This window comes from Crateriforma conspicua (genome assembly GCF_007752935.1).
Taxonomy (GTDB): domain Bacteria; phylum Planctomycetota; class Planctomycetia; order Pirellulales; family Pirellulaceae; genus Crateriforma; species Crateriforma conspicua.
Genome location: NZ_CP036319.1, coordinates 2,663,566 through 2,683,544, shown reverse-complemented (window position 1 = coordinate 2,683,544; position 19,979 = coordinate 2,663,566). Strand labels below are relative to the sequence as shown.

The following is a 19,979-nucleotide window of genomic DNA, read 5'->3' as shown; positions in this document are numbered from 1 at the left end:
GTCTTTTACATAAAACGGCCGCTTGGACACTGTAAATACGATCGCGGTAGGGACGGCTGTTGCCAGCCGCCCCCCGCACAGATCCGGACTTGCGTGTCTACCTCATCCGGCTCCTACGTCGAATCGGGCGTGAAAGTTTTGCTGAGGGTAGCTGTGTAAGATTCTCGGTGTTGGCAGATGCTTGCGTGCTAGACGTTGCATTCGAGTCCATGTCCACGTGCTGCGTTGGCTTCGGCGACGAAGCACGGCAAGCCAAAGCTTAGCGACTTCATTGCGAAACTGTTGCAACCGGACCATGTTCCCCGGCACCGCGTGGTAGTTCAGCCAGCCACGCATGACTCGGGCTAGCCACCTACCAACGACGCCCACCGGCCAATGCCGACGCTGACGCAGTTTCGCCTTGATCGCCGCAAGCGTTGCACGCATTCGCTTGGCGATCGTCTCGCGACGGATCGTGAACCAGCCATGTGACCGGGTCACATCACAGCGGTGCGTAAAGCCGAGAAAGTCGAACGTTTCCGGTCGACCCTCCCCGCGCTCTTTGCGGTTGCTCATGGCGAACCGACCGAACTCAATCAGCCGAGTCTTTTGGCCGTGAAGCTCCAGACTGAACTTGGCAAAACGTTCTCGAAGTTCTTCCAGGAACGCTTCGGCCTCGTACTTGTGCTGAAACCCGACAACGAAATCATCCGCGAAGCGTATGATGACCATGTCGCCACGACCGCGACGATTACGCCAGCTTTGAATCCAGAGGTCTAAGACGTAGTGAAGGTATATGTTCGCAAGCAGCGGGGAAATCACCGCTCCCTGTGGCGTCCCCACCTTCGTCTCGGACCACTCCCCGTCATCACTGACACCGGCACGAAGCCATTTGCCGATCAAACGGAGCACACGTTTGTCCGCGATGCGGTGTTCCAGAAACTTCATCAACCAGTCATGGTTCATGTTGTCAAAGAAACCTTTCACATCGGCGTCCAATACCCAGTTCACCTTCTTGCTCGTCAAAGCAACACTGAGCGCATCGAGCGCCTTGTGCTGACTCCTTCCGGGCCGGAAGCCATAGCTGAAGCCGAGAAAGTCCTGCTCGTAGATGCACTGCAAAACCCAACCGACCGCTTTCTGGACGACCTTGTCCTCCAGCGAAGCAATCCCGATTGGACGCTCGCGCCCATCGGCTTTGGTGATGTAGATTCTCTTCGAAGGCTTTGCTCGGTAGCTTCCCCGGTGAACGCGACCGTGAAGATCGGCGATGCGATCTTCCAGGCCCTGTTCGTAGTCGTGCCACGTCACTACATCGACGCCCACCGCCGCGGTCTTCTTCAAATCGAAGAAGGCTTCGGTCAACAGGTTCTCGTTGACGTGATGCAGCAACGACGTGAACTTCAACTCGGGCTGCGCCCGAGCCGTCTCACGCACGCCTGCCAAACCGTAAGACCTGCCACGTTTCCGCTTCGGTGCGCGGGACACGTCGGTTTGATCTGCGTTCTTCTTCGTCGGCTCCCTTCCCTCGGCGGACTCCGCCGAGGGTTCAGCCCCCGCGTTGTTCATCCGAGTCGGCGGTACTACGAAGCCGTCTGACTTCCCATCGGCGTTCATGTCAGGCTTTCCCACTGAGTGGTTCCCTGACCGGGCCAAGCTTGCTGCCTGGCCGCCGATAGGATCTCCCGGTTCTCGCGTTTGGAATGTCCACGCATGCACAGGTTCACAGACTCCGCCGTGTTCGCATCGATCTCGCCCAAGTAGCGATCGACCCGATGTTGCCTTCCCCTTGTCAGGACAAAGTCGGCACACGGAAGCATAAAGATTCCGGAGCTCAATAGCTGGCCTACGTTTCCCCCGGATCGGATGCTCAGCACGACGTCGTTACCTTCATCGCACCTCCGGCAGGGGCCGAAGCAGTTGGCTAGGCACTGTTTAACAAATCAGTTTTAAGGCTCGTCGCAGGGCGGCGAGTTGCACGAATGCAAGGTACGAGCAAGCAAGCTTATCGTATCGCGTTGCAACCCGTCGTGATTCTTTTAACCATCCAATCAAGCGTTCAACGATGTTGCGACGACGATAGGCTTCGCGATCAAATTCCTCTTCACGCGATTCGTTGGACTTTGATCCGATCACCGGTTCGATCCCCAACTCACGAAGAAGATCTCGAATCGCGTGGCTGCTATATCCTTTGTCGCCAGCGATCGCGTCGGGGCGAGAATCATAGCGATGCAGGCTCAGTTCGCAGTGGTCGATTAGATTCTCCAGTTCGGTGGATTCATGACGTTGCCCACCGGTCGCGGTGATTCCCAGCAGCGTTCCTTGGCCGTCACAGAGGATGTGGATTTTGGTCGAGTAGCCTCCGCGAGAACGTCCCAAAGCGACCAGTTCGTCGTTCTCCTCGCTTTGTGGAATCATTCCCGCGGAACACCGATGCGCACGGATGACGCTTCCATCGACACACCAGAGCGTTCGATCAATTTTGTCGAGTTTGTCCAGTCGCCTTAGTATTGCGTTGTAGACCCGGTCCCAAAGGCCCTCCAGGTTCCAGCGTCGAAATCTCGCGTAAACGGTTTGCCACTTTCCAAACACCTCGGGCAGATCCCTCCACGGACTGCCGGTTTCTAGAATCCAAAAGATGCCGTCGATCACCGAACGGTGATCGACCCAAGGCCGACCTTTTTTGCCCGTTCGCTGTTTTGGCAGCAAGTGACGGATTGCATTGAACTCTCGATCCGTGAGACGATGTCGGGGCATTGGGCTTCCTCCTTGGAGCACTTTGGTAGGTACTCCGGGAGGCTGTCCGATGCGTTCAAATTTCGCCAGATCAGTTTGTTAAACAGTGCCTAGTATACATCGGACATTCACTCCATTGTACAAAGTTCCGACCCCGCTTCCTCCTCCGTAAGTCTATTGAACCCCTGGCTCGACCAAGTATAGATTGATCTCGGTCGCACTTGCTGAGAGATTTATGCATGCTTAAGACAACGCCGAGTTGCAAATCGTTGCACTGGCATTGTCCTTGGGAAGATTTGCTCCGTCATTTACGTTTCTTTGGGATTTTGGAAATGAACATGTTTCGCATCTCTTTTTTTGCATCTTTCTTCTTAGCTGGAATGTCGTGCCTGTCGGCAAATCAGCCTTCCAATGTACTGGAGCCGAGGTCACGAGACTCAGTGCAACAACGGCCTTGGGATGAGCTATCGCATGAATTCGCGAGTCGGCCATCCATTGTTCGAGTTCTTGCTTCGCTGGAGGGTGTCGTTCCAGGGCTGTCCCTGAGTGCCGAGCAGCAGACAGAGCTCAAAAAGCTTTCAGCTCGCCATGGTGAGCTGATGCAGCGTGTAATCGATGATGGCCAAATACTTTCCTTGGGGATTGAAGATGAAGAGGGATTGAAGAGCGAGATTCGTGCAACAACTGAAGAAAGCATCAGCGATGCCGATGATCAAATTCTCGATTGGTTCGAGCAGAACCTGAAACCCGCAGAGCGAGAATTGGTGCTGAAGGAGGTTGTTAGCTATCTAGGCATCGCCTCACTGGAAATCGAGTTCGTTCGAGAGCAAATCGGAATCGATTCCGAAAAAAAGAAAACGCTCGCGGAGTTATCAGCGCTGGATCGGAAGTTAAGGCTGTTGTTTTCAAAAGTACGTCGAGAACGCCCTGCGGATTTTGCTGCAAAAGAGCGGGAGTTTTTGCAGGGGCGAGAAAACGTTTTTTTGAAACTACTCACCGTGATAGGACCGAAGTCATACTTGAAGTTTATGGAATTGAAAGGCGTGTTTCAGAATGGGGACGAAGCAGTTGCGTGGATCAGCAGTCTTCCAACCGCAAGGCGAGAACGTATGTTCGAGGCCTCTGCGGAGCTTGAGCTCTGGTGGCAGAATGCCATCGTCGAGCAGGATTGACGCACGAGGCTGCGAAAAAGAAACGGAGACTGACAGGTGCCTCGCGTATTGAAGCATATTCTTGTGGGCGTTTCCGCCTTCACCAAACGCACTCCCCGCCTGCCGTTTCTACAAAAATGCCTCGCTGCCCATTTAGCACAATAGACTGTCTAGACCGGCACGTCATGACTGGCCGAGTCTGACGCGGCACGCCGCCGCTTGTCGTAGATTTAGGTCGTCGTCACGTGCCGGTGCCCCAGAAGCTCCTGGACCTTACAAATATCCGCGCCCGCATCCAGAAGCAGTGTAGCGGTTGTCGCTCGCAGGCTGTGCGTTGAGTACACGCACCGCGTGATCTCCTCTCCTTCCGCCCCCTCTTCCGAAACCATCGCTCCCGAGCAAAACAAAGGGGTCAGGCGAGCAAAACAAAGAGCAAAACAAAGGGGTCAGGCGTTTTTTTTCGCGGTGATGCCCGCGGTCGACAGGCCCAGAGGGACGTCTTGAACATGGAGGACATCACAGTCGAACACTCGCTCATTGAGGCGTGTTGTTGTGGAGACTGGGCGTGATGTGTGGGACCATCGGGAGGAGGCGGAGCCTAATTGCTGGTGCATTCAGCTAAATCCACAAAGGGGTCGAATCCACAAAGGGGTCAGGCCTCTTTGTTTCGGTGACGTCTGCTGTGACAGGCCCAGAGGGACGTCTTGGACATGGAAGGCAACAAAGTCGACTGCTCGCTCATTGAGGCGTGTTGTGGTGAAGACAGGGCGTGATGCGCGGGACCAAAGGAAGGGGCGGTGCCCGGATGCTGGAGCATTCAGCCACGGGACGAAGCACCACCGGTATTGCTCTCCATACCGAGTCCCAACGTAAGCCGGATCGCGGAACGCAGCGACGAAGCACTGGCAACAACTGCCGAACCCTAAATCACGACGCCCCCGCCGGAACTGAGTTGCGTTTGATACGCCCTACCAAGTCTCTTCGTGGCGTGTGCCTGTTATCGTCCCGAACGCGAAGCGTGCGTCTTGGCCGCCCACCGACAACGCCGCTTTGTATCAGCTTCATCAAGAATCGTTGCACTCTCATGCTCCGGCTGAACAACCCATCAAAGACGCCTGACCCAATACTGTTCGGCACGAAAGTTGCACATTGAATTTTAACGACTTTTGGCACGGCGATTGCGCAAGCATTCAAATTTGGCGGATGTTCCGCCAGTTTGACACGCAGCGGATGAGTCAGTGCCGAACCGACCCCCTAAACAACGAAGCCCAACGACCGAGAGCCTCGGCAGCGACAGGGATGCGGCCTCGGAAGACTCGCCTGATATTCGCGCCGCGGAACTGCAGGGCCTGAAGTTCTTCAAGAAGATCCGGCCACTGTTGGATTCCCTGCACGAGATCGGTACTGCACGCGACAAATCCTGCAATCGTGATTTGCACATGGACCAGTACGGCGTGCTAGTTCTTATGTGGATGTTCAATCCGATCCTGACATCGCTTCGTGGACTACAGCAAGCCAGCACACTCAAAGATGTCCAGAAGAAGTTCGGCGTCGGGCGAGCTTCGCTGGGATCGCTCTCCGAGTCGGTGAGCATCTTTGACCCCGAGCCGCTCAAGAAGATCGCCGCGGAGCTTGCTACCGAAGTGCCCTCGGCCGACCCATCGAAGTTTGATGTGATCGGACATCAACTCACCGCCGTCGATGGCAGCGTCTTCAAGACGGCCGTGCGTGTGGCATCTTTGGCTTGGCTGCCTGATAAGGCAGGCGGAACGACTAAAGGTAGGTCGGTTGATGGATACCGCATGCACACTCATTTCGAGATCCTTCGCGGAATCCCCGAGCGAATCGATGCCACGCCAGCCAAGCCCAAGGGGAAAGATGACGAAAAGGCAGTCCTGGCTTCCGTCTTGCAACCAGATCGCTGCTATGTGATTGATCGTGGGTATGCCAAGTTTGAATTGTTCAACCAAATCAACGCCGCCCGAAGCAGCTACATTTGCCGAGCCCGCGACAACAGCACGCCGAAGATCCTTTGTGAGCGAGACCTAACCGCAGCAGATCGCGACGCCGGTGTCCGCATCGACCGAGAAGTCGTTTTGGGAGCTCACACCAGCAACCGCAAAACGGTCGCAAGCGATCATCCGGTTCGTTACATCGAAATCGAAGTCCCGCCGCATGTCCGCACTGGCAGCAAAGGCTCTCACTGCGATGGTCGACTGCGATTGGTCACGAACTTAATGGACGTTCCGGCGGAACTGATTGCCGAAGCCTACCGGCTTCGCTGGCTCATCGAACTGTTCTTCCGAATGATCAAACAGCTTCTGGGCTGTCGGCATCTACTGAGCACCAAGCCGGCAGGCGTCGAGATTCAAATGTACTTAGCCATCATCGCTTGCCTGCTGATCCTGATCTACACCGGGGGTCAACCGAACAAACGGACCTACGAGATGATCTGCTTTTATTTACTCGGCTGGGCGAGCTTGGAGGAACTAGAAGCTCATATCAAAAAATTGAAACCGAAGGCTCTGTAGGAGCAATGCGCACCGACCGAAGTGAAGCCACTTGGGCGGTTCCCTGCTGCGCGGTCGACTCGTGTTCGCGTTGCCAAACCCTTCGTCGCATTTGCGGCGTCGCACTGCCTCCCACGCAAAAGCCGCCCAAACCGCATCAGTGCATAAGGTGAGCCGAACAGTATTGCGCCTGACCCCTTTGGTCTCGGTCATGGACCAGTGCAGTTGCCTGCAGCGTGTGGTCCGCCCGCTCATTGATCATTCGTGCCGCCGCCAGCTGACGCAATTCGCCATAGATCAAGGGAAGCAGATCCGAAGCGGCATGTGGATCTCCCGACTCAATATCCGAAAGTATTTGTGTGACATTGACCGTGTCTTCGTACTTCGGGTTCATGTTCAATCAAGCGCCAAGGGTTCACGAGGGGCGGCCAGCCGAGCCGGGGTTGCCGAGATCATGGAAGTAGCCGAAACGTCGCTGCGGCTCGTGCCTTTCTGTCATGAGCCGTGCAATTTTTCGTTCACGAACTCCGTCCGCGACGAATCGACGCAGCCTACATCGTATCAAGCAAGCATCGACGGGGGGTTCCAAAACCATCCCCGATGCCCTGTTTTCGATCAATCCTCCAATCTTGGAGCGTCCAAACGGCGGCGGAATTTTTCGCCCCTTGCGATCGAGCTACACCAGCGGACGTCTGGCGTAGCGACAAGGAATTTGCAAGAAGAGCGAACCGAGGGGTTTGAATGGTTGCCGCAAACCAATCGCCTTGGCGAGCCAACCAAGCACAAATCCTTCGTCGATGCTCGTCTGGTGAGACCGTTGACGCCCGTCCGAAACCACCGATCCGCCAAGGTCGACACGGAGCCGGGTTTTCATGGACCGCCCAGAATAGGTAGTGCGCTGTTGGAAAACTGGTGAGGGTCTTCGTCGACTCGCGGCATATTGACGCAATGCGACAGCCTGTCGGTTTTGCCCTTTGAATCGATTTCGGTTCTGTCACAGAATGCGTCGGTCACGTCAGCGTCGGTATCCACTTTGCACATGATGCCGAGGGCGTGTCGGTCCATCACATCCAGACGCGCATCGGATCCCCGTCTGGATTCTGGGTGATCGCAAAGTCACCATTCTGGAATCACTCGCCCCATTGGCCACAGCCGGACTAGCGATGGAATTGTTTGCCGCCTTGGACACCGTCTTGTTGTCGCGATTGCAATTCGCGCTGACGATCATGTTCCATTACTTGTTCCCGCCGCTGACGATCGGCTTGGGGGTGGTGCTGGTTTATCTGGGACTTCGCTATGTGATGACGGGCGATCGTTTGTTCCGTGATGCACAAAAGTTCTGGACAAAGATCTATGCGTTGAACTTCGCGATGGGCGTTTCGACGGGCATCGTGATGGAGTTCGAATTTGGCACCAATTGGTCGGTGTACAGCGAGTTTGTCGGCGATGTTTTCGGCAGTGCGCTGGCCGCCGAGGGCATCTTTGCGTTTTTTCTGGAAAGCGGATTCCTGGCCGTCTTGGTGTTCGGTTGGGACCGAGTCGGTCCCAAAATGCACCTGTTCAGCACGATGATGGTTTCGCTGGGCAGCATCTTTAGCGCCGTCTGGATTGTCGCCGCAAACAGTTGGCAACAAACGCCCGCCGGTCACCATATCGTCCCGGTTTACCGTCGCGGCGAACCCTGGGTCGTCGACGGCGAATTGATGATGCGTGCGGAAATCACCGACTTTTGGGCGATGGTTTTCAACCCGACGACCGTCATCCGTCTGACGCACACGTTGACCGGTGCCTTCATCGTCGGCGGATCGCTGGTTGCCAGTGTCGGTGCTTGGTACCTGTTGAAGAATCGACACATTGAATTTGCACGCCGCAGTCTGAACGGCGGTCTGATTGTCATGACGATCGGTGCGTTCACCGCCGCGGCGACGGGTCATTTGCAGGCCAAGATCACCTACGCATATCAACCGGCCAAGATGGCGGCTTATGAAGGCCACTTTGAAACCGGCCCCGGGCACTTGACGGTGTTCGGTATCCCTGATGTAAAAAACGAAACGGTCCGCTATGACCTTTCGATCCCACGCGCGTACAGCTTTTTGTTGAAAGAAGACTTGAATGCCGAAATCATCGGGCTTGACCGTTTCGCCCCCGAGGACCGGCCGCCGATTTGGATTCCGTTTGTCACATACCGGGTGATGGTGGGGATCGGCACCTATTTAATCGTGCTGTCCATCGTCGCAGTGGTCTTTCGGTTGCGTAACAAACTGTACACCCACCGTCCGTTGTTGTTTCTGTTCGTCATCACGGTGTTTCTGTCGCTGATCGCCAACCACGGCGGCTGGGTCGCGTGTGAAGTCGGGCGACAGCCTTGGATCGTTCATCCGCCGCTGGAATGGACCGGCGGCGAGCCCGGGGTCGGCGATGTGGTCGTCGATGAAACGGGCGTGGTTCAATATGACGAGACGCAAGGCTTGCGAACGACCGACGCGGTCAGCAAAGCGATCAGCGGCGAACAAGTGCTGGGCAGCCTGATCGGATTCGGTCTGATCTACGGTTTGCTGTTCATCGTCTGGATCACAGTGTTGCACCAAAAGATTCAGAAGGGGCCGGACATCAGCGAAGATGCCGACACGTCATCGGCCAGCGTCGAAGACTTATTGAATATCAGCTCGTCACGCGTTTCTCATTCGAAACACATGATCGAACCGAACGGAGGATCCGGCGCATGATTGCGATGATGTCATGGCTTAGTGCCGAAAGTCTGCCATTTGTCTGGTTCACCTTGATCGGATGCTTGCTGACAGGCTATTTGATTTTGGACGGTTTCGATCTTGGGGTCGGTGTTCTGCACCTGTTTGTTCCGAAAGATGAAACCGAGCGTCGGTTGTCGGTCAATTCCATCGGTCCCTTGTGGGATGGCAACGAGGTTTGGTTGGTCACTTTTGGCGGTGCATTGTTTGCCATGTTTCCGTACGCCTATGCGACAGCGTTCCCCGCGTTTTACACGGCGTTCATTCTGTTGCTGTTCGCCCTGATCTTTCGTGCCGTCAGCATGGAATTTCGCGGCAAGATGCATAGCAAACTGGGGCGTCGGATGTGGGACATCGGATTCGGCATCGGCAGTTTTTTGGCCGCGTTTTTGTTCGGTGTTGCCGGCGGCAATGTCGTCAGCGGGTTGCAACTGAACGAGCGAGGTGATTACACCGGTTCGCTGATGGACCAATTGTCACCGTATCCATTGGCCTGCGGTTTGTTAATCGTGTTGCTGTTCACTCTTCATGGTGCCATCTTTTTGTACATGAAGCTGACCGGCGACTATCAACAGCGAATCGCGAATACCGCGAAAGTCAGTTGGGTGCTGTTTGCGATCATCTACGCCGTGGTGACGGTTTGGACATTGGCGACGGTCCCGCGCGCAACCGAGAACTTTGCCGACGTTCCCGCGCTGTGGCTGATTCCGATTTTCAACGTCGTGATGATCACCTTGACCGGTTGGATGGTGTGGCGACGTATCGCGTTTGCGGCTTTCCTGTGCAACTCTGGTTCGATCGCATCGATGGTGATTCTGTTGGCCGCCGCGCTGTTTCCCAACCTGATCAACGCGACCGACCCCGCCATGGATTTGCGGATCGTCGATGCCGCCAGCAGCACACGGACATTGACGATCGGACTGATCGTTGTGGGAATCGGGCTGCCGTTTGTCTTGATCTATACAACGATCATTTACTGGACGTTCCGCGGCAAAACCCGGCTGGAATCACACAGCTACTAACCCTGCGTCTCTCGCTGCATCATTGATCCTGTCTCTTTGGCGCGCTGATCGCCATGTGGCCGACCAGCCATCGATGAATGGCTATTCGGGCATCATCGAATCGGTGGCCAGCCAGCCGTTGACCAAGTCTTTCATCACGTCGGGATACTGACCGGCCAAGTTTTTGGCTTCTGACACATCGGCCCGCAAGTGGTACAGCTCGAACGGTTCACCGGCTTTGGGCCGAACGATTTTCCAATCACCTTTGCGAAAGGCGGCTTTCCCGCGTGGCATCCGCCAGAACAATTCGTGGTGCGGTGTTTTGGCTAGCGGATCGTTGAACCACTGGGCCAGACTGCGTCCATCCATGTCCGCGGGCACTTCCAAACCGGCCAAATCTAGCGCCGTTGCCGCGACATCCAAGCTAACCACGGCTCTCGATTCGACGCGCCCGGCCGGAAAGGTCCCGGGATACGTCCACACCATCGGTACTCTCAATCCGCCTTCATAGACGGACCCTTTGCCGTCGCGAAGCGGGCCGTTGCTGCTGGTCAGTTCCTTTGTCGGCCCGCCGTTGTCACTGAGGAAGACGATCATGGTCTGTTCGTCCACGCCGGCGTCACGCAAGGATTGACGGATTTGACCGACGCTGCGATCCAAGGCGATCAACATGCCCGCAAAGATTCGGCGTTGCACGTCCTCGATCCGACTTAGATGACTCAAGTCTTCCAGTAACGCCTGCATGGGGCTGTGGACCGCGTTGTAAGCGACGACCAAACAGAACGGGTCCTGCGACGGTTGGGCGATGAACTTGGTCGCCTGTTGGGTGATCGCATCGGTCAGATAGACATCGACGTCGACAGGATTCAGCTTTCCGCTTTCATCACTGATCAACAGCGGGTTGTCCGCGTCATAGAGTGGCTCGTTGATCGGTGCATAGTTACCGCGAATTAAATCGCCGGTACGGGTGCGGGTCCCCTGTTGCAACGACTTGTCACGAATCATCGTCAAGACATCGTTGTACGGTGGACCGGGAACGTAGTAATGGCCTTCGTGCAAAAAGCCAAAGAACTGGTCGAATCCACGTCGCGTTGGAATCCGCTGGGGTGCGGTCCCGCAGTGCCACTTGCCCACCAACGCCGTGCGATAGCCGGCATCATCCAAACGTTTGACAAACGTCGTTTCGGATTCGGGAATGCCCGCGTCGGCCGACAAGTTGCGTTTGCCGGTCGGGTTATCGTCCGCACCGAAACGCGATTGGTATCGTCCGGTCATGAATCCGGCACGCGACGGCGCGCAATACGACGACGTCACATAAGCCGAAGTACAGCGAACGCCGTCGGCGGCCAAGGCGTCGATCGCCGGCGTGGGGACGTCGTCGCGGCCCATCATCCCCGTTTCGCCGTAGCCCAAATCGTCGGCGATCAAGATGACAAAGTTGGGTCGTTCGCCCCGCAACGATCCCGACATTGCCACACACAACACCACCCAAACCAGTCGTCGCATCATCAGAACTCCCTGGCGTCCGCATTTCAGGATGCGGACAAGTGAATATCCAAAATGTCTAAGATGGTCGGCGGCGATGGATTCGATGATTCCAAGCCATCGCCGGACCGTCCAGTCAGCCCCAAAGCGACCGATGAATCCCCGCGGATCACGGTCGCGTCCCCGTGCAGTCCGCCCAAGGATGCCGGTTGAAACTGTTTCGCCAACGTGGGCCCTGGATCGATCCCGCCGATCTGCAGTTTCGCGGGTCGCTGCCAATCGGTCCGAACCGAATGACCGACCAACCGGATGTCGACCGCATCGCCATCATGGTCGGAGGTCCGCGTGGCTCGATTGGTCATCGTCAACGACATCCAATCCAATGTCGCCGCGGCATCCAAGGTGACCAGCACCGCACGCGTTGATTCATTCAGAAAACGGATCAACCGCAACAGCATCACCGCGGTCAGATCGGCATCGGTGGTCGCAAACGCATCGGGCGCGACGCACACCGCCAAGTACTGTGAACCGGCGATCGTTCGGATCCAATCGCCACAGTGAACCGTATCCGTTTGTCCGTCACGTTCGCCTCGGCGGATTTCACGCACCCGTCGGGCGACGTCGGCCATGGTGGATGCGTCGACCGGACCATCGGACGGTAACAAGGTTTTCTCGTCATCCGATTGGGAGTCTTGCACGCTGATCCCGCAGCGAACACGCCAGCGTGGATAGATTGAATCCAAATCACCCAACGCCCAGATGACATCCGCATGGGCCGCCACGTCGCCCAGGGTGGCTCGGATCACACCGTCGCGCACCGTTGCATCGGAGATTGCGGCGTAGGTCGCCCCTCGCACTGTGGACAATTGAATCTGACCGTTTTGCCCGCGGTGGATCAACGCTTGAGCGGTCGCCTGGTCCACGGCGATGGCTTCGACACTGATGGGACGGGCCTTTCGAACTTGCGCAAAATCAGCCGCCAAGTCGGCACCGGACTGGGCGAACCTGGCGACTTGGTGGCTCCATTGTCGCAGCCCCTCTTTGGCCAGCCAGCAATCCCAGATGGCAGCGTTGCCGGTTTTGGATTCGTTGTCTGCCTGATCGCAGAACAGACTGCACAGCGGACAAATCCGAAGGTCACTGTTACCGGTCACCGCTCACCCGACCTGACGCTTAGTTCTTTCACCGCCTGGACCAGGGCGATCGCATTGTCGACCGGCGTTTCCTTCAGAATGCCGTGTCCCAAATTGAAAATGTGCCCTGGGCGTTGGTCGACGGACTGCAAAAGTTCATCGGCGGCTTGGTGAATGGTGTCGGGATCGGTCAACAGGACGGCGGGTTCCAAGTTGCCTTGCACGGCGCCGTCGTGTCCGGCGCGACGCCAGCCTTCGGGTAAATCAATCCGCCAATCGATGCCGACCACGGTGCGACGATCCAAACGCATCAAGGGCAACAATTCGGGATTTCCGGTTCCAAAATTGATGACCGGAACGCCGGGGGTGATGCCGCCCAAGATGCGCTGCATCCACGGCAAAACAAACTGGCGATAGTGCGACGGCGAAAGGCAGCCGACCCAACTATCGAACAACTGCACGCACTGCGCCCCCGCATCGATTTGTCGATTCAGATAAATGACGATGGCATCGGACAGAATTTCCATCAGCCGGTTCCAAGCGTCCAGATCGGCAAACATCATCCGTTTGGTGTGAGTGTATTGCCGGCTTCCGCCGCCTTCGATCGCATAGCTGGCCAGGGTGAACGGCGAACCGGAAAACCCGATCACGGGAATATCATCGTTCATGTCGGCACGAGTCTGACGGACCGTTTCGTAGACGAAATCCAAACGATCGGGATCATCCAATGGTCGGACCCGCAGAACATCTTCGGTGCTGCGGACCGGATTATGAATCACCGGGCCATCGCCTTTGACGAACTCCAGATCGAAACCCAGCGGTTCCAAAATCGGCAGCAAGTCGGAAAAGATGATCGCCGCATCGACGCCCAATCGTTCCACCGCCGTGCACATCACTTCGCTGCACAGCTTGGGATTTTTGCACAGTTCCAAGAAGGATTGCTTGGCACGCACCTCGCGATACTCGCTCATGTATCGCCCGGCTTGTCGCATCATCCAGATCGGCGTGCGTTCGGTCGGTTCACAACGGCAAGCCCGCATGAACAGGCTGTTGATGGACGGATGATCTTGGCCGGGATGGGGCACGTCGGGGGTGTCGACCATGGTGATGCGTTGGCTGTCCGGGGAACTTCGTTTTTGTTTCACCAGCCGAGTCGCCGCGGCACTGGATTCCATCACCAAATGCCCCATCTTTGGATGCGACGGTTCCAAGTCGACCGATAGTTCGCATTCCTCCAACATTTGACTGGTCGTCGGACCGATGGACGCGACCACGGTACGTGAAAGCCCATCGCGCAGCGAGCGTACCAAGTTCAATTGTTGGGCCATTCGCAACATGTTGACGACTTGGTGCGCGCTGGTCAGCAACAACACGTCACGCTGGCCTTCGGCGATCGCACGAACGTTCTGTTCCAGCGGTCCGGTGTCCACCGGGAACTCCCAACCATAAACCTTGACGTTTGCGACCGTCGCCCCGCGTGCTTCCAAGCCCGCCACCAGCGACGAATTGGTCACTCCGTATTCTTGTAAACCAACCGTGCTGTTGGCGACCGGCACCTGTTGGTCGATCAGCTGTAACAGTTCGCGCCACGTGTTGGGTTCACCGACACGATGGGTCGGCTGGATTCCGACTTCGCGCATGGCGGCAACGGGCTTGGGGCCGCGACAGATGGTGGTGACGTCGGACAAGGCGTCCAAAAATCGTTGCCGGTCGACGTGACGTTCGATCGCCCGCAACAGGTATCGAAACCCGACGCCGGTCATCAAAATCACCACGTTAATTTCGCCCGTGATCACGCGATAGGCAAAATCGATCGCCTGGCGGTTCGGTTCGATCGGAACCTCGCGCATCGATGGACTGACAAAAGCTTGGCCGCCCTGTCGTTCGATCAGCCGCTGCATATCGTCGGCGCGTCGGCTTTCCAACGCCGCCACACGCAATCCGGCAAAGTCGGCTTGTTTCATACGATCTCGTTTTCACTTAATGAAAAACGGCCCTGCGAAAGGTGGAATCGAAGGACCGAATGATTTTACCGCGGTGATTGTAGAGAATTCATCGTGGGCTACGATTGGTCGGACCAGCGATCCGGCACGGTTCGACCAACTTCATCGGTCGCCGACGACGCACATTCGCCACGCCCGACGTGATCCATCCAGTCGCAACGATGGGGCGATCCGTCATGCCGGTCCGATTCATCCCGTTTTGACACGTCGCCGATCCCCTCGCGCCCATGCCCCGCAGCACCATTCGTCTTCCCGGCCACCACGTCGATTGGGGTCCCTGGTTCCGCACGACCGAACAACTGCCCGCGACGCTGACCAGCGAATCGTTGTTCGGCAATCAGCGTCCGCTGGAAATCGAAATCGGATCGGGAAAAGGCCTGTTTTTGGCTTCCGCATCGACGCGACAGCCGGACCATCATTTCTTGGGCATCGAGATTGCCGACCGCTACGCCCGACACGCGGCCGGACGCATCGCCACGGCGCACGGGTACGCCGATCCCGATCGCAATCCGGTGGAAACCGATTTGACGGGTCAAACACCGCCGCCGGGCAACGCGCTGATGGTCTCGGGGAACGCCGAACCGCTGTTTGAAAAGCAGATCCCCGACAATTCATTGGCCGCAGTACACGTCTATTTTCCGGATCCCTGGTGGAAGAAGCGTCACCGCCGTCGCCGCGTGGTCAACGAAAACAGCGTGCAAAATTTTTATCGCTCTCTTCGTCCCGGTGGTCGCTTTCATTTCTGGACCGATGTCTTGGACTATTTCGAAATCACCATCGAAATGATCGCCGCGGAAGTCCCCCGATTCGGCGTCCCGATCCCGGAACAGCAAGCAGAATCGACGCACGCGTTGGACTATCACACCCACTTTGAAAAACGCAGCCGCGAGAACGCCATTCCCGTTTATCGCGTGCGGTACGAAAAACCGATCGATCAGGGCGAATGATCGATCGGAACCCGGCGAATTCGGCCGCCATCGACCGGCACATCGGTGCCGACGTACGCGATGGGATGCCGTGGGAATCCGATTCAAAGCGGCGAAACGGTGAAGTTTGAATACGGTCCGGTGGCGCGGTTTTAGGCGAAACCACGATCTCGTTGTGTTAAGGTGGTTCTGCGGCAATTCGCCCGCCCCCACCTATCGCAATGCCCGCCTGCCCCGCCCCGTCATGATCGCCGCCCTTCGCCTATCACCGCTGGTTGCACGCATCGCATGGTTGATCGCCGCGACGACGCACGTTGTGGCGTTCGGCGTGGCCGAAGAGATCAGCTTCAGCCGTGATGTACGGCCCATTCTGTCGGATCACTGCTTCGCCTGTCATGGTCCCGACGAACAAACACGCGAAGCCGGTCTGAGGTTGGACCAGTCCGAATCGGCCATGTCAGTCGTGGCGCCGGGTGACCCCAATGCCAGCGAGTTGTGGTTGCGGGTGATCGAGCATGCCCCCGACATGGTGATGCCGCCACCAACCGTCAAGAAACCGCTATCAACGAAGCAAATCGAAACGCTTCGGCGATGGATCGAACAAGGCGCCCCGTATGACGGGCATTGGTCGTTTCGTCCCATCGCCGACGTGAATCCTCCGCAGGTACCAGATGACAACTGGTCGACTTCTCCGGTGGATCGATTTGTCTTGCGTGAACTTCGGCGACAAGGGATCCAACCTTCGGCGCCCGCCGACGCGATCGCGCTGTGCCGGCGAATCACCTTGGACTTGACCGGCCTGCCACCGACCCCCGAACAGATCAATCGGTTCTGCAACGACGTGCCCGAACGGGCCGTCGAACGTCTGACGGAACGATTGATGCGAACGCCCGCTTATGGCGAACACATGGCCGTGGCTTGGCTGGAAGCCGCTCGCTACGCCGACACCGATGGGTACCAAAACGATCGCTATCGGTACCAACACGTTTGGCGTGACTGGGTCATCGACGCGTTTAACCGCCACATGCCCTATGACCAGTTTGTCATCGAACAACTTGCCGGCGACATGTTGCCGGCGGCGACGCTGCGACAACAAATCGCCACCGGATTCAATCGAAACCACCGAATCAATTCCGAAGACGGATCGATCCCGGAAGAGTGGCGGACCGAGTATGTGGCCGATCGTGTCGACACCTTCGGCACCGTGTTTTTGGGTCTAACGGTTGGCTGTGCACGCTGCCATGACCACAAATACGATCCGATATCCCAGCAAGACTACTACCAACTGTTTGCTTATTTCAACAACGTCGCGGAAACCGGCGTCGGCCCGAACAACGGAAACAGTCCGCCGTTTATTCCGGTCCCAGAAAGCTGGCCTTTGTTGTCGGACGATGAGGATCGGTTCGTCACGCCCGAACCGGTGACGTTGCGACGATCACGTGAAGCGGCGGGCAATGCACTGCGGCGTCCCCAACCCGGTTCGTCGCAAACCGTGATGGTGATGCACGAATTGGACCAACCGCGGCGCACGTTCGTGCTTGCACGCGGACGCTACGACCAACCGGACGAGGATCGTCCGGTCCGTGCGGATGTCCCGGCGGCGTTTGCGACAATGGCACCTTCCGATGAATCGCCGCCATCGGATCGATTGGAATTGGCCCATTGGCTGTTCCGTGACGACCATCCATTGACCGCGCGTGTGGCGGTCAATCGAATCTGGCAGCATTTCTTCGGACGCGGTCTGGTCCCAACCCCTGACAATTTTGGCGTGCAAGGCACTCCGCCCAGTCATCCGGAACTGTTGGATTATCTGGCCAATCAGCTGATCGAATCGGGATGGGATATCCAAGCGATCCAACGTTTGATCTTGGATAGTCAGACGTACCAACAATCCAGTCGTCTGACCCAGCAGTCAGCGAAGGACGACCCCGACAATCGATGGTACAGCCGGTTTCCGCGGGTTCGCTTGACTGCGTTTCAGATTCGTGACGCAGCTTTGGCAAGCAGCGGTTTGCTGGTTCGGCAGGTCGGCGGCCCATCGGTCAAACCTTACATGCCGCCCAAAATTTGGTCGGCCATGTCCAACAATAAATACCAGCAAGACAATGGCGGCGCCCTGTTCCGACGCAGCCTGTATACCTATTGGCGGCGAACGATTCCGCCACCCACGATGGTCGGTTTCAATGCGGCCGATCGTGAAGTCTGTGCCGTGCAGACCCAGTCGACCAACACACCGCTGCAAGCGTTGACGTTGATGAACAACAAGACGTTCGTTGAAGCGGCGAAATGGCTGGCGCGTCGGATGATGACCGAATCAAATACGCCGATCGACCACGGTTTTCGTCTGGTGTGTGGCCGGCCGCCGGTGGATGCCGAAAGCGAAGTCTTGAAAGAAGTCCACGACCATTTCCTGGACGTGTATTCTCGGGACAAGCCGGCGGCGAAGCAATTGTTGGACACCGGCGAAGCCGTCGGCCCCGCTGTCGCGTCGGCACCGGAGCATGCCGCCATGACCATGGTCGCATCAACGATTTTGAACTTGGATGAAGCGGTCACCAAACCATGACGCCCGGTCAAGCGACACCTTTTTGCACCTGAGATACTTTGTGGGGTCTGTGGATGACCGAGCGAAGTTTATGACGCGTGTATTTGTTCGTTCTCAGCATCTTTCGTCTCTGATACGCCATGCAACCAACGCCACTGAGCCGACGCAGCCTGTTTCTGGGCACACTGGGGCTATCCAGTTTGCTGAGCCGTGATTTGCTGGGATCCAGCGGATTGCCGACGATTCCGCATCACCGACCGAAGGCGAAACGGGTCATCTTTCTTTTCCAGTCCGGCGGCCCGGCACAAATGGACCTATTCGATCACAAGCCGGCGCTAGCGGACCGACGCGGTCAGGACGTGCCCCGCAGCGTCTATCCCGATGACCGCAAAACGACCATGAGCAGCGCTCAAAGCAGTTTTCCGGTCGCCCCCACCCATTTCAAGTTTCGACAACACGGCCAATGCGGGGCTTGGATCAGCAACCTGTTGCCGCATACCGCATCGATGGCCGACGACCTGTGCATGATCCGCAGCATGCATACCGAGGCGATCAACCATGATCCCGCGATCACGTTCCAGCAGACCGGATCGCAGATTCCCGGTCGGCCCAGTATCGGCGCATGGCTTAGTTATGGCTTGGGCAGCGAAAACGAAGACCTTCCGACGTTTGTTGCGATGAGCAGCCGCGGGACCGGTCGTTCTGGCCAGCCGCTGTACGATCGTCTGTGGGGCAGCGGATTTTTACCGACCAAACACCAGGGCGTGAAGTTTCGCAATCAGGGCGACCCGGTCTTGGACATCCAAGATCCTCCAGGCGTTTCGCGACGGGACCGCCATGAAATGCTTCAGCGGCTGAACCAATTGAACGAGCTTCGTTACCAGGATCGTGGCGACGCGGACATCTTGGCCAGGATCGGTCAGTACGAATTGGCTTATCGGATGCAATCTTCGGTGCCCGGATTGTTGGACCTTTCCGATGAAACTGCTGCGACGCTGGAAAGCTATGGCCCAGATTCGACGAAACCCGGACGCTTTGCGTTTAACTGCTTGATCGCGCGTCGGCTGGCACAGCGAGGTGTCCGTTTTATTCAGCTTTTCCACCAGGGTTGGGATCAACACAACAACTTGCCGGCACAGATCGCCAAGCAGTGCAAAGATACCGACCAACCAACCGCGGCGCTGCTGAAAGACCTGAAGCAACTTGGAATGCTGGACGACACGTTGGTGGTTTGGGGCGGCGAATTTGGACGCACCATCTATTCCCAAGGCGAACTGAAGCCACAGAATTACGGACGCGACCATCACCCCAGTTGCTTCACGATGTGGATGGCCGGCGGCGGTGTCGCGGGCGGAACACAATACGGCCGGACCGACGACTACAGCGTCAACGTGGTGGAAGATCCGGTCAGCATCCATGATCTGCACGCGACCATGCTGTATCAATTAGGGATCGACCATGAACGTTTGGTGTTCAAACACCAGGGGCGGGATTTTCGGCTGACCGATGTGGAGGGCAACGTGATTGGCGACCTGCTGGCGTGACGCGGTTTGGCACGTGCCAACGTTCGTTGCTGGTGTGGCTGGTTTGTTTGCGCTACTTTCGCGGAGCGAAAGGCGACAATGTGGACCGCACCGAGCGAAGTTGCGGCGGCAGCGATTGGCGGTCCGATGCCGGATCGGTGATGGGGCTTCATTCACGGACGCTACTTGCGCAGGAGCGAAAGGCGACGATGTGGGCCGCACCGAGCGAAGTTGCGGCAG

At 57.1% G+C, this 19,979-nt stretch carries 14 protein-coding genes; 7 read left to right on the top strand and 7 right to left on the bottom strand.

Going from position 1 to position 19,979, the window contains the following annotated elements; translation table 11 throughout:
• Nucleotides 1–102: 102 nt before the first annotated feature.
• Together ltrA and Mal65_RS10240 are read right to left on the bottom strand one after the other, a co-directional pair.
• Nucleotides 103–1,596, bottom strand: a complete 1,494-nt coding sequence (gene ltrA / locus Mal65_RS10245; protein WP_196784741.1) for a group II intron reverse transcriptase/maturase — start codon at nucleotides 1,594–1,596, stop codon at nucleotides 103–105.
• A gap of 318 nt (nucleotides 1,597–1,914) precedes the next feature.
• Nucleotides 1,915–2,736, bottom strand: a complete 822-nt coding sequence (locus tag Mal65_RS10240; protein ID WP_145296833.1) for an IS5 family transposase — start codon at nucleotides 2,734–2,736, stop codon at nucleotides 1,915–1,917.
• Nucleotides 2,737–2,954: 218 nt separating this feature from the next.
• Between Mal65_RS10240 and Mal65_RS10235 the strand changes: the two genes are divergently transcribed.
• Nucleotides 2,955–3,887: a hypothetical protein gene (locus Mal65_RS10235; protein ID WP_145296830.1), complete on the top strand. Its 933-nt coding sequence runs from the start codon at nucleotides 2,955–2,957 to the stop codon at nucleotides 3,885–3,887.
• 209 nt (nucleotides 3,888–4,096) lie between these two features.
• Here the strand turns inward: Mal65_RS10235 and Mal65_RS10230 are convergent, their stop codons facing one another.
• The gene (locus tag Mal65_RS10230) at nucleotides 4,097–4,255 is read right to left on the bottom strand and encodes a tyrosine-type recombinase/integrase (RefSeq protein ID WP_145296827.1); all 159 of its coding nucleotides are present in this window, start codon (nucleotides 4,253–4,255) and stop codon (nucleotides 4,097–4,099) included.
• Nucleotides 4,256–5,104: 849 nt separating this feature from the next.
• Here Mal65_RS10230 and Mal65_RS10225 point away from each other — a divergent pair.
• Nucleotides 5,105–6,397, top strand: a complete 1,293-nt coding sequence (locus Mal65_RS10225; RefSeq protein ID WP_145296824.1) for an IS4 family transposase — start codon at nucleotides 5,105–5,107, stop codon at nucleotides 6,395–6,397.
• Between the two features lie 136 nt (nucleotides 6,398–6,533).
• Here the strand turns inward: Mal65_RS10225 and Mal65_RS10220 are convergent, their stop codons facing one another.
• A complete protein-coding gene (locus Mal65_RS10220) occupies nucleotides 6,534–6,770 on the bottom strand; it encodes an ECF-type sigma factor (RefSeq protein ID WP_145296821.1) in 237 nt (78 codons plus the stop codon).
• A gap of 769 nt (nucleotides 6,771–7,539) precedes the next feature.
• Between Mal65_RS10220 and Mal65_RS10215 the strand changes: the two genes are divergently transcribed.
• Nucleotides 7,540–9,102, top strand: a complete 1,563-nt coding sequence (locus Mal65_RS10215) for a cytochrome ubiquinol oxidase subunit I (protein WP_231131337.1) — start codon at nucleotides 7,540–7,542, stop codon at nucleotides 9,100–9,102.
• On the top strand, nucleotides 9,099–10,145 hold the full coding sequence (cydB, locus tag Mal65_RS10210) for a cytochrome d ubiquinol oxidase subunit II (protein WP_196784740.1): 1,047 nt from the start codon (nucleotides 9,099–9,101) through the stop codon (nucleotides 10,143–10,145). The genes Mal65_RS10215 and cydB overlap by 4 nt, the downstream gene beginning before the upstream one ends.
• A gap of 81 nt (nucleotides 10,146–10,226) precedes the next feature.
• Here the strand turns inward: cydB and Mal65_RS10205 are convergent, their stop codons facing one another.
• The 3 genes from Mal65_RS10205 to hemE are packed head-to-tail and all read right to left on the bottom strand — an operon-like array spanning nucleotide 10,227 to nucleotide 14,706.
• Nucleotides 10,227–11,633: a sulfatase-like hydrolase/transferase gene (locus tag Mal65_RS10205; RefSeq protein ID WP_145296818.1), complete on the bottom strand. Its 1,407-nt coding sequence runs from the start codon at nucleotides 11,631–11,633 to the stop codon at nucleotides 10,227–10,229.
• A 23-nt stretch (nucleotides 11,634–11,656) separates the two neighbouring features.
• Nucleotides 11,657–12,763: a hypothetical protein gene (locus Mal65_RS10200; RefSeq protein WP_145296815.1), complete on the bottom strand. Its 1,107-nt coding sequence runs from the start codon at nucleotides 12,761–12,763 to the stop codon at nucleotides 11,657–11,659.
• Entirely contained in the window at nucleotides 12,760–14,706 is a 1,947-nt protein-coding gene (gene hemE / locus Mal65_RS10195) for a uroporphyrinogen decarboxylase (protein ID WP_145296812.1), read from the bottom strand. The genes Mal65_RS10200 and hemE overlap by 4 nt, the downstream gene beginning before the upstream one ends.
• Before the next feature lie 266 nt (nucleotides 14,707–14,972).
• Here hemE and trmB point away from each other — a divergent pair, with 266 nt between their 5' ends.
• The 3 genes from trmB to Mal65_RS10180 all read left to right on the top strand — a co-directional run bounded on the left by trmB (nucleotide 14,973) and on the right by Mal65_RS10180 (nucleotide 19,760).
• The gene (trmB, locus tag Mal65_RS10190) at nucleotides 14,973–15,692 is read left to right on the top strand and encodes a tRNA (guanine(46)-N(7))-methyltransferase TrmB (RefSeq protein ID WP_145296809.1); all 720 of its coding nucleotides are present in this window, start codon (nucleotides 14,973–14,975) and stop codon (nucleotides 15,690–15,692) included.
• Nucleotides 15,693–15,915: 223 nt separating this feature from the next.
• A complete protein-coding gene (locus Mal65_RS10185) occupies nucleotides 15,916–18,237 on the top strand; it encodes a PSD1 and planctomycete cytochrome C domain-containing protein (RefSeq protein WP_165701185.1) in 2,322 nt (773 codons plus the stop codon).
• Between the two features lie 119 nt (nucleotides 18,238–18,356).
• Nucleotides 18,357–19,760, top strand: a complete 1,404-nt coding sequence (locus Mal65_RS10180) for a DUF1501 domain-containing protein (protein ID WP_145296804.1) — start codon at nucleotides 18,357–18,359, stop codon at nucleotides 19,758–19,760.
• The last annotated feature ends 219 nt before the right edge of the window (nucleotides 19,761–19,979 follow it).

What these genes read in the sequence shown, in the direction of transcription:
- hemE (WP_145296812.1), bottom strand. Translation starts at nt 14,706, where the DNA reads ATGAAACAAGCCGACTTTGCCGGATTGCGTGTGGCGGCGTTGGAAAGC.
- Mal65_RS10185 (WP_165701185.1), top strand. Translation starts at nt 15,916, where the DNA reads ATGATCGCCGCCCTTCGCCTATCACCGCTGGTTGCACGCATCGCATGG.
- trmB (WP_145296809.1), top strand. Translation starts at nt 14,973, where the DNA reads ATGCCCCGCAGCACCATTCGTCTTCCCGGCCACCACGTCGATTGGGGT.
- Mal65_RS10235 (WP_145296830.1), top strand. Translation starts at nt 2,955, where the DNA reads ATGCTTAAGACAACGCCGAGTTGCAAATCGTTGCACTGGCATTGTCCT.
- Mal65_RS10230 (WP_145296827.1), bottom strand. Translation starts at nt 4,255, where the DNA reads ATGGTTTCGGAAGAGGGGGCGGAAGGAGAGGAGATCACGCGGTGCGTG.
- Mal65_RS10220 (WP_145296821.1), bottom strand. Translation starts at nt 6,770, where the DNA reads ATGAACCCGAAGTACGAAGACACGGTCAATGTCACACAAATACTTTCG.
- Mal65_RS10180 (WP_145296804.1), top strand. Translation starts at nt 18,357, where the DNA reads ATGCAACCAACGCCACTGAGCCGACGCAGCCTGTTTCTGGGCACACTG.
- cydB (WP_196784740.1), top strand. Translation starts at nt 9,099, where the DNA reads ATGATTGCGATGATGTCATGGCTTAGTGCCGAAAGTCTGCCATTTGTC.
- Mal65_RS10215 (WP_231131337.1), top strand. Translation starts at nt 7,540, where the DNA reads ATGGAATTGTTTGCCGCCTTGGACACCGTCTTGTTGTCGCGATTGCAA.
- ltrA (WP_196784741.1), bottom strand. Translation starts at nt 1,596, where the DNA reads ATGAACGCCGATGGGAAGTCAGACGGCTTCGTAGTACCGCCGACTCGG.
- Mal65_RS10240 (WP_145296833.1), bottom strand. Translation starts at nt 2,736, where the DNA reads ATGCCCCGACATCGTCTCACGGATCGAGAGTTCAATGCAATCCGTCAC.
- Mal65_RS10205 (WP_145296818.1), bottom strand. Translation starts at nt 11,633, where the DNA reads ATGATGCGACGACTGGTTTGGGTGGTGTTGTGTGTGGCAATGTCGGGA.